The sequence below is a fragment of the Pseudaestuariivita rosea genome, from assembly GCF_017592335.1.
Taxonomy (GTDB): domain Bacteria; phylum Pseudomonadota; class Alphaproteobacteria; order Rhodobacterales; family Rhodobacteraceae; genus Parasulfitobacter; species Parasulfitobacter rosea.
Genome location: NZ_JACNMP010000038.1, coordinates 15,055 through 29,289, shown reverse-complemented (window position 1 = coordinate 29,289; position 14,235 = coordinate 15,055). Strand labels below are relative to the sequence as shown.

General features: G+C 55.8%; 14 protein-coding genes. 3 read left to right on the top strand and 11 right to left on the bottom strand.

Annotated features, from left to right (window positions below):
- Window positions 1-132: 132 nt before the first annotated feature.
- A complete protein-coding gene (locus H7848_RS17295) occupies window positions 133-1,143 on the bottom strand; it encodes an AbrB family transcriptional regulator (RefSeq protein WP_208354011.1) in 1,011 nt (336 codons plus the stop codon).
- Window positions 1,140-2,255 (bottom strand): DUF1932 domain-containing protein, encoded by a 1,116-nt coding sequence (locus H7848_RS17290; protein WP_208354009.1) that lies wholly within the window; start codon window positions 2,253-2,255, stop codon window positions 1,140-1,142. Before H7848_RS17290 ends, H7848_RS17295 begins: the two co-directional genes overlap by 4 nt.
- Before the next feature lie 303 nt (window positions 2,256-2,558).
- Here H7848_RS17290 and H7848_RS17285 point away from each other — a divergent pair, with 303 nt between their 5' ends.
- Complete coding sequence (locus H7848_RS17285) at window positions 2,559-2,714, top strand: GntR family transcriptional regulator (RefSeq protein WP_208354007.1); 156 nt, start codon at window positions 2,559-2,561, stop codon at window positions 2,712-2,714.
- Between the two features lie 101 nt (window positions 2,715-2,815).
- Entirely contained in the window at window positions 2,816-3,220 is a 405-nt protein-coding gene (locus tag H7848_RS17280) for a GntR family transcriptional regulator (protein WP_208354005.1), read from the top strand.
- A 28-nt stretch (window positions 3,221-3,248) separates the two neighbouring features.
- Here the strand turns inward: H7848_RS17280 and H7848_RS17275 are convergent, their stop codons facing one another.
- The 9 genes from H7848_RS17275 to def (H7848_RS17235) all read right to left on the bottom strand — a co-directional run bounded on the left by H7848_RS17275 (window position 3,249) and on the right by def (H7848_RS17235) (window position 12,938).
- Entirely contained in the window at window positions 3,249-3,701 is a 453-nt protein-coding gene (locus H7848_RS17275) for a universal stress protein (protein WP_208354003.1), read from the bottom strand.
- A 4-nt stretch (window positions 3,702-3,705) separates the two neighbouring features.
- Complete coding sequence (locus H7848_RS17270) at window positions 3,706-5,508, bottom strand: glycine betaine ABC transporter substrate-binding protein (protein WP_208354001.1); 1,803 nt, start codon at window positions 5,506-5,508, stop codon at window positions 3,706-3,708.
- 5 nt (window positions 5,509-5,513) lie between these two features.
- Entirely contained in the window at window positions 5,514-7,079 is a 1,566-nt protein-coding gene (locus H7848_RS17265) for a BCCT family transporter (protein WP_208353999.1), read from the bottom strand.
- A gap of 346 nt (window positions 7,080-7,425) precedes the next feature.
- Window positions 7,426-9,558 carry a right-handed parallel beta-helix repeat-containing protein gene (locus tag H7848_RS17260; protein ID WP_208353997.1) on the bottom strand — a complete coding sequence of 711 codons (2,133 nt, stop codon included), beginning with the start codon at window positions 9,556-9,558 and terminating at the stop codon, window positions 7,426-7,428.
- Window positions 9,559-9,880: 322 nt separating this feature from the next.
- Complete coding sequence (locus H7848_RS17255) at window positions 9,881-10,144, bottom strand: hypothetical protein (protein WP_208353995.1); 264 nt, start codon at window positions 10,142-10,144, stop codon at window positions 9,881-9,883.
- Window positions 10,145-10,206: 62 nt separating this feature from the next.
- Window positions 10,207-11,025 carry a nucleotidyltransferase domain-containing protein gene (locus H7848_RS17250; RefSeq protein WP_208353994.1) on the bottom strand — a complete coding sequence of 273 codons (819 nt, stop codon included), beginning with the start codon at window positions 11,023-11,025 and terminating at the stop codon, window positions 10,207-10,209.
- Window positions 11,018-11,923: a methionyl-tRNA formyltransferase gene (gene fmt, locus H7848_RS17245; protein ID WP_208353993.1), complete on the bottom strand. Its 906-nt coding sequence runs from the start codon at window positions 11,921-11,923 to the stop codon at window positions 11,018-11,020. Before fmt ends, H7848_RS17250 begins: the two co-directional genes overlap by 8 nt.
- Window positions 11,920-12,417 carry a peptide deformylase gene (def, locus tag H7848_RS17240; RefSeq protein ID WP_208353992.1) on the bottom strand — a complete coding sequence of 166 codons (498 nt, stop codon included), beginning with the start codon at window positions 12,415-12,417 and terminating at the stop codon, window positions 11,920-11,922. The genes fmt and def (H7848_RS17240) overlap by 4 nt, the downstream gene beginning before the upstream one ends.
- Entirely contained in the window at window positions 12,417-12,938 is a 522-nt protein-coding gene (gene def, locus H7848_RS17235; RefSeq protein ID WP_208353991.1) for a peptide deformylase, read from the bottom strand. The genes def (H7848_RS17240) and def (H7848_RS17235) overlap by 1 nt, the downstream gene beginning before the upstream one ends.
- Window positions 12,939-13,032: 94 nt before the next feature.
- Here def (H7848_RS17235) and H7848_RS17230 point away from each other — a divergent pair, with 94 nt between their 5' ends.
- Window positions 13,033-14,205: a MalY/PatB family protein gene (locus H7848_RS17230; RefSeq protein ID WP_208353990.1), complete on the top strand. Its 1,173-nt coding sequence runs from the start codon at window positions 13,033-13,035 to the stop codon at window positions 14,203-14,205.
- The last annotated feature ends 30 nt before the right edge of the window (window positions 14,206-14,235 follow it).

Sequence of the window (14,235 nt, the reverse complement as noted above, 5' to 3'; positions counted from 1 at the left end):
CGAGACGCCGCCGAACGCACGATAGAGGCAACATGGCGCAGGATCGGTAAGCTGCTCGACCGCTTCACCCCGCAGGAATGTGCGAATTACCTTGTCAACTCAGGATACGCTTCAACCTGATCTCATCTTGCTCTAGCCTAGCAAGCGCGACACCAGCGGCGCCCCGACGATCACCACGACCATGCGCACGACGTGGTGCACAACGACAATCGCGGCGTCGGCCCCAACAACCAAGGCCAATATCGCCATTTCGGCCTGCCCACCGGGCGCGAAGGCCAGCATCGCCTCAATCAGCGGCAGCAATCCGGCCTGATAGACGATTTCAGCAAAGACCAACGCGATAATGGCCAACAGCAGGCAATACCCGACCGAGGCCGCAACGATACGGCGCAATTCGGCGATGGTGATCCCGACATATTTTGCGCCCACATTCAGACCGATGAAAAACTGGGCCAGCAGGATCGCCTCGGTCGGGGGGCGATGGGTGACGATACCGGTCAGGGACAAGGCCGTTGCCACCGCCATCGGCCCCAGGATCGAGGCGCCGAAAAAGCCAAGCGCGCGGAACAGCGCCCAGCCCCCTATTCCAGCGGCGATCATCAGGATCATTTCCCATATGGGCAGTTCGGCCGCCGGCAGACCGATGGGCTGGTCAAGGGTTTCGCCTAGCCCCAGGGTCAGTATCAACGGCAGGATTGAAACGATCACCAGAACCCGCGTTGCATGCATCAGCGACATGGCCCGCACATCGCCGCCCGCCTCTTCGCCAAACGCCAGCATGTCCTGAAGCCCGCCCGGCATCGCGCCATAGTATGCCGTGGCCTTGTCAAAACCCAGCCGTCGCAGGAACGGCACACCCACCAGTCCGATCACCAACAAATAAACGGGGACCAGTGCGATGGACCAGATCAGCGTACCGATTTGTGAAAACAGCGCTGGCGTGATTGATAGCCCGACGGCGACACCAAGAACGGTGCGCATCGCATTGCCGACCGGTTTGACAGTGTTTAACCGGACGCCAGTCAAAGCTGCAGCCAGGCAGGCAAAGATCGGGCCCAATAGCCATGGCAGCGGCAGGCCCAGACCATGAAACACCGCGACGCCCGCCAGCGCGATGCCGCATGTTAGCAGATGGGTGATCAAGACGGCTGTCCGGTCATGGCCGCGGTAAAATCATCAACCGTTTCACCCTGATAATCTGGCGCATCACGGCCAATCACAGCGTGTCGCGCGGCGATGGCTGTGATCAGTTGTGCGTTCAATCCGGCGCCAGCCAGCATATCAGCGCAATCGCGCATCTCGTCTCCCCGTCTTGCCCCGTGCAGCACCATGCGCTTCAGGTGATATCCTGAAATCTTGCGCCAATCGACGCTTGGAAACGTCGTCTGGATTGAGCTCAAAACCCTGTCAGTCTGATCAATCTGCGCGCCCATCAGGGCCATATCCGCAAAAAGTGCCTCAAGCCCTTTGATAAAGATGGACCGCGTCAGTTTGATACCGGCAACAGCGCCAAAGTCTGCGCCGATATCCTGAATATCAAACCCCGCTGGTATCAGCCTTTGCGCCACCCACCTGGCCCTTGGTCCACAGGCCAGAAGCGGAACGCCCACACCGCATCGCGGGACGGTATCCATGGCGACCCCGTCGATAAAATCCAGACCACTTTTTGTAACATGCCCCTGCACAAGCTGTTTGGTGACGGGCGCGACAGACTTGGCTGCCGTTTCAGTCTGGCGTGCTATGACCGTTGACAGGACCAACGTAGCATCGCGAACAGCTTGGACATGCGAAGCAGCGGGACGCACCCGAATGCTTCCCGCCCTAGCACTGCGCTTGGGGTCGATATCAAAACCAGTGCCCTGCCCTCTGGCTTGTACAAGTGCTGCACTGATCACAAGTCCAAGGTCCCTGGGGACACCCATAACTTTAGGCGGTGTCCACCAAGGATAAGGCACTGGGCAGTTGAAAAGGTAATGCATGATCGTCCCCGATGATGTCGAGGCAAAGCATAGCAGGAAGCCATAGAATGTCAGGTGATGAAAAAGCCGCCGATGACGGTCGGGCTTGATCCCGTTTGTCATGCAGCCCATCCCACCGCCATCAAGATAACGCATCTGCCCAGCGTCCTTCGTTGCCTGCCAAAGCGCGGACAATTTGACCGGCATCGCCACACTCTTATCAGCCGCGCGCCAGAAGCGACGCGAGATTGCGATGATCGGCACCCGGTCCAGATAGGCATTGGCGACCGCATTCAATAGATTTGTGGACCCTGGCCCAAATGTCGACAATCCCCGGCTTACCCGTCAACATGCCCGAGTCTTGTACCATTAGATCGGCCGTGCCTTTACACCCCGCCAGAACAAAATCCACGCCCTGGGTCCTACAGGTCTCAAGAAACGGGACCGAAGGGTCGCCAGAATACCCAAAGACCGGGCCCGTCCCCGCCAGTTTCAAAAAATTGCAATGACTTCGGACACGTTCATGGTGGTTTGATTACCTTGTTGTGTTATTTTGTATGTTATTGCATGCAATTAAATCCAATAGAGTTGAAACTACATATGGCAGCGCATCCCAAACAACCGCTTCGCACATCGAATGATGTGTATCGCCTGCTGCATGACGATATTGTCGAAGGGCGCCGTAAACCGGGTAAGCGCCTGCGAGAAAGTGATTTGGCGGATGAAGTCGGCCCGTCACGGACGCCTATGCGCTAAGCGTTGCAACGGCTGGAGAGCACGGCCCTTATCGAACATATTGTCCATAAGGGCGCGATCGTGCGGCAGTTGGATTATCAGGCACGAATGAACTTTATCAGATGCGCGAGGCGCTGGAAGACGCGGCGGCGTCCTTTACTGCCCGCCATATTTCGCAACCTGAACTGGAAGCGCTTTATGATATTCTTGAAGCTGAAAAACAGGTCATCGAAGATCCTAAGGCCGCATCAAAACTGAACAAAAGCTTCCACACCGCATTGGCGCACGCCGCCCATAACCGATATCTGCTTGACGCGCTGGATAGTCTGGGGCTGGCCATTGCATTACTCGGCCTGACGGCCCTTAGCCTGCCCGAACGTAAGCAGAACGCTTTGGCCGAACATCAGGCTATTCTGGATGCCATCACCAAGAATGATACCGCAGGCGCCGGAGAAGCCGCCAAAATCCATATAAGAAAATCGCACCGCGCACGACTGCAACTGCTACTTGAAACTGAACTGGGGTAAGCCCCAGGACTGGATCTTCGTATTTACATCAGTTTCGGACGACCTGTACCGAACAAGTGGCGTGGCGGACGACGCGGGCGGTGTTTGGGCCGATCAGATAGTCCGACAGTGACGGTCTGTGGGCTGCCATCACGATCTGGGTGGCAGAAAGTTCATCTGCCAGGTTCAGGATTTCTTCGTAGACGACCCCATAGCGCGCAACCACATCAAAATCTGTACCCGCCGGTGCATATTCGGTACCAAGTTGTTCAAGACGCGTGCGTGCTTCCTTTAGAAGCTCATCGATATTCAGCTCTTCAGACCCACCGGTTTCACCACGGATTGAATAGCGCCAGTCAAGGCCGCTGACGATCTCGGGAATGACTGTCAGGATAGTCACTTTTGCCCCAATGGCGCGGGCTAATGCAAAGGCCTGAGGCAATGCGTTTTTCCACGAAGATTCCTGCACCATGTCTATCGGAATGAGAAGATTGTCAGACATTACTTTATCTCCGTTCAGGGCGCATATACAACCAGATCAGCCAGCCGAACATGATGAACACCAGCGCTGTCATGACAGAAACCGCAGGGGATGGGTTCACGGCAGCCGGCGGTGCAGGCAGCATCGGGGCCAGGGCCGGTGCGGCGCGGATGGCAGGATCCAGGCCGATGGTCTGACCAAGCGCCTGGTGAAGCGCCCTTACCGTTCGATCAGAAAGTGCTGCGACCTCGGTTGGGATCGACGCCCCCGGCCCTTGTGGCCCAACAGCATCGGTGTCAACCACCACCGGTCCGGCCAGTACAAGCTGTGAGGCCAGTGTCTCAGTCGTGCCCGTCTGGCCGTCATAGCTGTCTGATGGGATACGCGCCTGACGCAGTTGTGGAAAGCGGACCAGATTGTTGCCACTGTCCCAGCCATTAATTGCCAGCAGACTGCCGTTTTGCAGCATATCCTGAACAATTGGGGATCCGATCGGGGCGATAATCAAAATGGCATCTGCATCTGCGCCTGCAAGGTCGTTAACAGGGGTGACAGTCATAGCGTCAAATGCCGTGGCTATGATCTGTGCTGTGCGATGTGATGCTGACCCGACGGGACCCGTCGCCAGAACTTCCACTTCGCTTAGGTTACGTATGTTACCCCGCCCAACGATATGAACATAGGCTTGACCAACAACGCCGAAGGCCTCGAAGGGACGGGTCAATAATGAACCGTCATTCTGTAGATCAGCAAATTCGACGGCTGCGACCATGGCGATCGGAACATCGCCAGAACCGACTGCGGCCAGCGGATCTGTTCTTTCTTGCAAAAGCACTCGGCGACCGGGATAGGCCGAACGGACGGCACGCAGGGCTGTTCTTTCTTCTGGATCGCTGCTGATGAAAGGTGAATGTGCTATCAGCACCGGTTCAGATATATCCAGTTCATCACCAGTATCCAGCAGACCCATTTCAGCAAGCGCGGCACGGGCGACATCACCCGGTGCAAGCGTATCACGATCCACTTGGCTGTTCAGTCTTTGCATTGTTGCGGCATCCAGTTTCCCCGCCAAACGGTTCAGGACGGTCTGTAATTCGGGAAAACGAACCAAGGCGTCGGCTCTGACCAGAGCCGCGGCCTGGTAGACAGGGAAAAACTGCAGATCATCTTCCAGCAGCAACAGATTCAGATCAGCAAGCTGTCCGTCGGTCGTATAGACTTCGATTACATCGGCTGACCCATCCAGAAGGCTGTCATAAAGCGATGTCCTGTCTTCCAGCGGCACTGCATTGACGGCGTCAAACTGCATGCCATAGCGGGCTGTCATCGGCTCAAACCCATCAAGGGGGCGTGTCTGGAAATCAGCTTCGATACCAATCGTCAGACCATCAGCATGCGCAACAAGGCCCGAAATCGACGTTATACCCAATTCGTCGGCACGGTCTGCCCGCATGGCAAGGCCATAGTTATTGGCAAACCCGAAACGATCCGACCACGCCAGCCCCAACGGCTGATAGAGCGACCGAACACGTTCCATCGCTGCATTACCATCGGACATCGCGGGCTGACCCAGCATAACCAGACCCGTGCCGTTGTATTCGGGATAAATGTCGATTTCGCCCCGTTTCAAGGCTTCCAGATTGACCAGGGTCGACCCAAGATTGGTACGCCGCGTGACAGCAATGCCCGAATCTTCGGCCAGGGCGGCAATCATTTCCGACAGGATTGTGCTTTCGCTGAACTCTTTGCCGCCAATCTTAAGCGTATCCGAGGCATCATCGCAGCCCACCAGTCCAATCAGGCAGAGGATTACAAACAAGTATCTCATTGATCCTACTCCGCCGGTGTTTTGACATGGCCACGAACTTCACGCGGTTTTCTTCGATCTGGCTTTTCGCGACGGATCGCGCGCATAAACCCCACGACTTGCAGCAGAAGGATCACGGAAAATGGTAAGGCACCCGTGATCGCCATAGCTTTGGCCACCGTGATCGAACCGGTCAACAGTGTCCCTGCTGTCAAGACCGCGATCAGAACACCCCAGACCATCTTGTGAAAGACGGGCGGGTTCAGATTACCTTTCGTCGTCATCATCGATAGAACAAAGGTGCCCGAGTCGGCCGAGGTTACCAGGAAGATGAAAATCAGCAGACAGGCGACGCCACCCAATATTTCACCTGCGGGGAAGTAATCCAGGAACGTGAACAACGCGGATGTCACATCGGCAAAAACCAGTTCGGTCAGGCCACCACCGCCAAACAATTCGATGTAAATCGCCGTACCGCCGAAAGCGGCAAACCAAAGTATCGAAAACATGGTCGGCACAAAGATCACGCCGATACAGAATTCGCGAATGGTGCGCCCCCGGCTGATACGCGCAACGAAGATACCAACGAAAGGCCCCCACGCCAGCCACCAGATAAGATAGGTCAGCGTCCACCCACTGGTCCAACCTGCCAGATCCTCATACGGGAACATCTTGAAGGCCATGGCGGGCAGGCGCGAAAAGTACTCGCCGATCGAATTCACAAAGGTTTCCAAAATAAACCGTGACGGCCCAAATACGATCACGAACAGCAGTAGCAGGATGGCAATGATCATATTGGCGTTCGACAGAATTTTGATGCCTTTATCGACGCCTGTGGTGGCCGAAAGCATATAGCACACGAAAAGCACGCCCATGATGATCAACGAAACGGTGGTAGTGGCACCGAAACCGAACACCTCGCTTAGGCCGCCGCGCACTTGCAGCGTGCCCATGGTCAGCGATCCGGCCAAGCCAAAGACGACCGCCAAGACACCCAGCACATTTGCCAAGGTGGCGATTGGCTTTTGTTCTGGCCCTGTGAAAATCGAGTTTATGGGCGTTGAGATTTCAGACGTCTCATTCCGGCGGAACGTGAAATACGCGATCACCAAGGCGCAAACCCCATAGATCGCCCAGGCATGCAGACCCCAATGCAGGTTCGTGATCACCATCGCTTCACGCGCGGCCTGCGGTGTTCCGCCCTCCATACCGGGTGGGCCTTCAAAATGATAAATCGGCTCGGCCACGCCCCAAAACAACAGTCCTGCGCCCATACCCCCCGCAAACAGCATCGCTATCCACGAGGCGGTCGAAAACTCAGGCCGTTCGTCATCAGCGCCCAGTCGGACATTTCCATAGGGACCAAAGGCCAGATAGCCGCTAAGGATCAGAAAACCGGTTGTGATCAACAGCCAGTACCAGCTTAGGCCGGTCAGCATGTAGTTTGTGAAACCCAGGAAAGTGTCGGTCATACCATCAGGGTCGATCAGACCCCATCCGCCGATACCTGCGACGCAGATCAGCGAAATGACGAAAACCGCGTTGAAGAGAGGCGGCCTTCCGACGTCGGCCTTTTCGTTGCCGTCTGCCATGATTGTTCCTCCCCAAGCCGCTTGCCATCACATTCGAAGCACCGTGCTATGTATTTTTACCATACTAGCCATGGTCGAATTACGTTAGGTCACCATTCAACCAATAAATGTATTTGTCAATTTGCGACATTTTTGGTCGCATTTAATCATGTTACCTTCTAAATCATAGAATTTTGAGCCTGCTTCAAATCAGCTTCAATAATGCCGCCTTTCGACGAATCGCTCTTAGCCAAGGTCGCTCACATGACCCCGTTTAAATCGGCGAGCGACACAAAAAGCCGCCGAAAGAGTAACTCTGACGGCGGCTTTTGTTTCATTTGGGCCAGCTTAGTATCCGCTGGTCGGCTTAAATACCAAAGTCAGATATCAAGGCCGGATCAAGCTGATTAGCGATATCATCCAGCACCAGAGACGACCCGCTTTCAAAGTCGAAGATCAGATCGCCTTCGCTGCTGCGGGCTGAAAAGCCATCGCTGGACGATGCCTGGGCCTGTTGGATCAGTGCAATCATCTCATCGTCAGTCGAGGCGCTGTAGGTCTGCCCGTCCACCTGGAACCGCAAGGTGTCAAAGGTCCTTTCAGTACCACTGGAGTTCAGATCGAAGCCTTCGATAGTCACCGTTTCACCGGCGCTTTCTTCCAGATACTCAAAGACCCGAACGTCACCGCCGATGCCCTCAAGCGTTCTTTCGACAGTCGCCTCGGATCTTTCCTGTAAACCCGCTGCGGCTGTCAAAGCTGGATCAAGCTGCCCCGCAATGCCGTCAAGCACCAGCGACGATCCGCTTTCGAAATCGAAGATCAGATCACCCTGGTAGCTGCGCGCCGAAAACCCATCACTTCCTGATGTCTGGGCCTGTTCGATCAAAGCAATCATCTCGGCATCGGTCGAGGCACTGTAGGATTGGCCATCCACCCGGAACTGCACGGTGTCAAAGGTCCTTTCTGTACCACTCGAGTTCAGATCAAAACTATTGATCGTGGCTGTTTCGCCCGCGCGTTCTTCGACATATTCGAAGGTGCGGACGCCATCGCCTGTGGGTTCAAGCGTTCTTTCGCCAGGCTGACCGCCCGATCCACCACCGGACCCGCCCCCGAGTTCAGATGGATCAGAGGTGTTACCGGTTGCCACAACACCAGATGTGCCGCTGCCCAGTGTCACAAGCGCTGGATCGTCAGAACTGATCAGGTTGTCCGAAAAAGTCACCGATCTGACATCATCAATATAGGCATTCCGATAGGTCGAATCCAATATCGCGTTGTCCGTCACGCTGATTCCATTTGGCAGGGTGCCGGTGTAGTTATCGGAACCATCGATGACGATGCCCTGAACGTTTTCGACAAAGGTGTTGTTGGTGGCCGTTACATTATCGACGTTACTGCCGATAAACAGCCCGACGCCGCCGTTGACCCCCTGAATACCGTTGTCCATGACCAGGTTGTCATAGATTCTGATATCCCTGACACCGCCGCCCACGTCGGATTGTTCATCAGCAACAGCGATTGCGTCGGCTGTATTGTCGAACACGACGTTCTGATAGACATCAATGTTGAAGGATTCCGCCCGATTACCATCGATATAGATGGCCGGACCGCCCTGATAGCCTGCCGGCGTTCCAGAAATCGCGGCCACACCGGTGACGAAGTTGTCGTGGATAGACCCGTTGCGAGCACCAACCTTGGCATCGATCCCTTCGCGGTTGCCACCATTCACAAGGTTTCCGGCCACCTCAAAACCGTCAACACCCCAGACGCTGATTGCCTCTTGCTGTCCGTCACGGTCGCCGCGGCCCTCATATCTGTTGTTGGCATCAATGACGGTGTTGTTCAGGATGCGGATATTTTCGCCTGTGACTTCCTGCTCACCACCATCGAAATAGGAATCCGGCATGGCGATGATGCCAGGGCCACCACTTTTATACGTCTCGATATTCTGAATCACGACGTCATTTGCATCGCGCATGGCCACACCGGCGAACGAGCTTTCCTCGATCCGAAAACCGTCAATGACCAGATAGCCCTGGCCAGCGGCCTCGATGTTACCCTCATGCCAGTTCTCGTTCATCGTGTCGTTCAGAATTGGGTCACGCAGAACCACACCATCTTCGGCTTCCAGAATGATATGGCCATCCCGGGCATTTCCCGATTTCTCGATTGTTACGATTTCGGTATAGGTGCCCTCTTGCACCAAAACGCGTTCCCCGGCTGAAACGGGTGACTCGGCACTCATCGCATAGCTGATCGTCTTCCACGGCAACTCGGCCGTGCCGGGGTTCGAATCATCACCATCGGGCGAAACATAATAGGTCTTCGTCGCCTGTGATGTATCAAACAGGTCGACATTTTCGCGCAGGTCTTCAATGACACTGTCGATGTTCGGGTTGTCGCCCTGAAGTTCTGAGATAAAACTGTCCATCTGCTGATTTGCGCCCACGCCGTTTGACTGCGCTGCCGCGCTTGTGGTCGTTCCGTTTACCATAATGGTCTCCTTGGAGGTGGCCAATCTATATTATGCCGTCGCCACACATAGCCTTGATATCGAAGCGACACCCAAAACCATCACTGGCAACAACGAACTCGGAATTGATGATGTTGCGGATCAACATTCTTATTGATGATCATTTCATGCGCGATGATGGCCATGACACCACGTCAAGATCATGCGAAATGGCTAACCGGTCTTTTTGAACATGTCTAGAGTCCTGGACAGTCTAATATGTCCATACGCAGCAACACGCCGATGCGCCGAAAACATAACCTGTAGTTATGCAATCATCGACAGTTTCGGACCATGCTGTTGATTATTTCCGACGACGTTTGCGACGGTTGACTGCGGCCTCAGTTGGGATCAGGACCAGCGCGGCCGAAGCACCAATGATCGCGTCCAGACCCGGGCTGCCGAAGCTAAGGTTAAACATGACCCTGATCATGAACAAAAGGATCACCGCCCCAAGCGCGATAATGACCGACGGGATAATACCATTATGCGTCACGCCCCATTTTTCAAAGGCAAACCCGACGATCCCGGCGATCATAAGTGATCCAAAAAACGCAAAAAATCCCATGTAACGCTCCTGACGGTGATGGTCTTAATATCGGGCCACGGCGCAGGAATGCAATGGTAGCGCTAAGGTGCCGCTTGATTAGTGGAATAAGGACAATTGATAGACACACTTTCCCGCAGCTTGGTCCATGTCGCTTCTTCAAAGCGCTCGGGCCATTCTATTTCAAGTGCCTTTGCCCGCTTGCGTGCAATTGGAAGATACGCCTTGGCGTATGCTAGATGCGCTTTGATTATAGCGTCTCGTTCGGCGATTGGAGCAGGCAGTGATTTCAGAAGCTCTTTCTGCTTGTCCGTGATCAGCCTGTTCAAATGCAGCGCACCGCCACGGTTCGGCGCATTGGTTTCTTCGATCAGCAATTCGACAAGCAAGTTTCTAAGGTGAAAGACCCCCAGAACGCCGTTGATATAATCTTCGCGCCCTTCGACAACATGCAGCAGACCGAGTATTCGAATAAATTCTTCAATCTGATAGCGGAATTTCTTTGGATCGGGATCATTTAGTGGCGCCGTGTCCGGCAGTTGATCATACACACCTTCATGATCAAATAAAACCTGCAAATTATCTTTGGAATACGCACTCAGTTGATCGGCTTTGAGAATAAGCAGGTCAATTCGTGTCCAGTCTTGGGTTATGGCATTGATTAGAACAGGCGCAGCTAGCCGATCGCGCCATAATACAATCTCACTGATCCTGGATACAGCCTTGCGCCAAGCCTCAGCAATTTCCTCCGTTGCACCGCCGTCCGTTACAATTAAGAAGTCAAAGTCGCTAAAGGTATCTGCGCAACCGTTGCCATAGCTGCCACTTAAGAACAGTGCCTTAACACCGGCAACGTCTTTGACCGCCTCGGATATGATTTGAATGGTCTCGGATTTATGCAAGCACAGTGTCCTTTGTGATCTGCGTGCCGTTCAGGAACTCTTTTTGTTGTTGGATGCCGCGGCCCTCGGGTTGGACCTGTAGCAACTCAACGGCACCCTCGCCGCAGCAGATGGTCAGGGCGGCGATAACCTGACCCGGTTCGCCAGAGCCAGCCACGACACGCGAGCGGATCAGTTTCAGGCGTTTGCCGTGCAGGGTAGTCCAGGCCCCTGGAAATGGGGACAGGCCGCGGATCAGGCGGTCGATTTCAGTCGCAGGGCGGGTCCAGTCGACACGGGCCTCGGATTTGTCGATTTTATCGGCGTAGGTGACGCCAGTCTCGGGCTGCGGTTCGGGGGTCAGATCGGGCAATTCGGCAAGGGCCCGCACAATAAGCCGCGCACCCATTTGCGACAGGCGGTCGTGCAGGTCGCCCGTGGTCTCGGTTTTACCAATCGAGGTGGCCTCGCGCAGCAGGACCGGGCCGGTGTCCAGCCCAGCTTCCATCTGCATGATACAGATGCCGGTTTCCGCATCGCCCGCCATAATCGCGCGGTGAATGGGCGCGGCACCCCGCCAGCGGGGCAAGAGGCTGGCATGGATGTTCAGGCAGCCATGGTTGGGCGCATCCAGGATCGGCTGCGGCAGGATCAGGCCATAGGCCACGACAACGGCGATGTCCGCATTTAGCGCAGCGAACTCGGCCTGCGCCTGATCATTGCGCAGCGACGTCGGCGTGCGGACGGGCAGACCCAGGGCCTCGGCCCGTGCGTGGACGGGCGTTGGGCGTTCTTTTTTACCCCGACCCGCCCTGCGCGGGGGCTGGCAGTAGACGGCGCAGATATCATGACCCGCCTCGACCAGCGCATCCAGCACCGGCACCGAAAAATCCGGCGTGCCCATGAATACCACTCTCATGCCCGCACCTTTTTCGCTTTGCGCAGCAGCATATCGCGTTTGACCTTGCTGAGATTGTCGAAATACATCCGCCCCTGCAGATGGTCGATCTGATGCTGTACGCTGGTTGCCCACAACCCCACGAAGTCACGGCGGTCGACAACGCCTTGATCGTTTAGAAAGCGCACGGTCACAGCGCGGGGACGTTCGATCGTGGCCGAAACACCGGGCAGATTGGGCGAGGCCTCCTGATGCGGGCGCAGCTCAACACTGGAATGCAGGATTTCGGGGTTCGCCATACGCACCGCCTGCCCGCGCTTGTCGCTGGCATCGACGACCGCCAGTTGCAGCATCACCCCGATCTGAGGGGCCGCCAGCCCCACGCCGGGCATCGCCTCCATCGTCTCGATCATATCGTCCCAGATCGCGCGGATATCGTCGGTGATGTCCAGCACCGGCTCTGCCACTGTACGCAGGCGTTTGTCGGGCCAAGGGACAAAAGGGAGAACCGGCATCAGGCCCGCGCGCGTTCTTTTTTCAGCTTTTGCATCTTGCGCGTGATCAACTGACGTTTCAACGGCTTGAGGTAGTCGATGAACAGCCGACCATCCAAATGATCGATTTCATGCTGCACGCAGGTAGCCCAGAGGCCGTCAAAGGTTTCTTCCTTCAGGTTGCCATCGCGGTCCAGCCACTCGACAGTGACCTCGGCCGGGCGTTCGATATCGGCGTATTGTTCGGGGATCGACAGGCAGCCCTCTTCATAGACATTCATCTCGTCCGACGACGCCAGAATACGTGGATTAAACATAACCGTCGGGCGAGGTTCGGCGCCTTCTTCCTTGATGCAATCCATCACGATCAGACGCTGGCTGACACCGATCTGCGGCGCAGCCAGGCCAATGCCCGGCGCGTCGTACATGGTTTCCAGCATATCGTCGGCCAGCGCGCGCAACTCGTCGCTAAGGTCAGGTACAGCCTCGGCAACCTTTTTCAGACGCGGATCTGGGTGGATCAAAATGGGTCGAAGTGTCATGCGGTTCATTTAGGACATCAGGGACCGCGTTGCAATCGGGCTTGCGCGTGGGCCATGCGTCGCTACTTTTAGGCAAACAGATCAGGAGTCTCCCATGTCATTTGACAAAATCATCGACCGCCGTGGCAGCCATTGTGTGAAATGGGACATGATGGAACAGCTTTATGGCGTTTCCTCAGAAGATGGGCTGGCGATGTGGGTGGCTGATATGGATTTCCCGCCACCCCAATGCGTGCAAGACGCGGTGCAGGCGATGCTGGATCACGGCATCTATGGCTATTTTGGCGATGACAGTAAATACCGCGCGGCGATCCAATGGTGGATGCAGACGCGCCACGGCTGGACGATTGAGCCAGACTGGATTTTCACCACCCACGGGCTGGTCAACGGCACAGCGATGTGTGTCGACACCTTTACGGAACCCGGCGATGGCGTGGTGCTGTTCACGCCCGTCTACCATGCCTTTGCCAAGGTCATCAAAGCCGCAGACCGCAAGGTTGTCGAATGCCTGCTGGCCAATAATGAGGGCCGGTATGAGATGGATTTTGACGCCTACGATGCCCAGATGACCGGCAATGAAAAGATGGTGATCCTTTGTTCGCCGCATAACCCCGGCGGGCGGGTCTGGACACGCGAGGAACTGCAGGGTGTGGCTGACTTCGCGCGGCGGCACGATCTGATCCTGGTTAGTGACGAAATCCACCACGATCTGCTGTTTGAGGGCCACCGACATATTCCGATGGCTCAGGTCGATCCCGACATTACCGACCGGCTGATCATGATGACCGCGGTGACCAAGACCTTCAATATCGCGGGATCACATGTGGGCAACGTCATTATCGAAGACCCCGACCTGCGCGCCAGGTTTGCCAAACGGATGATGGGCCTGGGGATGTCGCCCAACAGCTTTGGTCTGTTCATGGCGACCGCCGCCTATTCCCCTGCGGGGGCGGCCTGGGTGGATGATCTGATGGTTTACCTGGAAAGCAATCGACAGCTGTTCGACGACAGCATCAACGCCATTCCCGGACTGAAATCCATGCCGCTGGAGGCCACCTATCTGGCCTGGGTCGACTTTTCTGGCACGGGGATGAGCCGCGAAGACTTCACGTGTCGCGTTGAACAGGACGCCAAGATTGCCGTGAACCACGGGCCAACCTTCGGCACCGGCGGCGATGATTTTCTGCGCTTCAACATCGCGGCGCCCCGCGCAGTCATAGAAGACGCAGTGGGGCGGATGCAAAAAGCCTTTGCCGATCTGCAATAACCTGTGCATCTGCGAACGGGCACTGCGCGG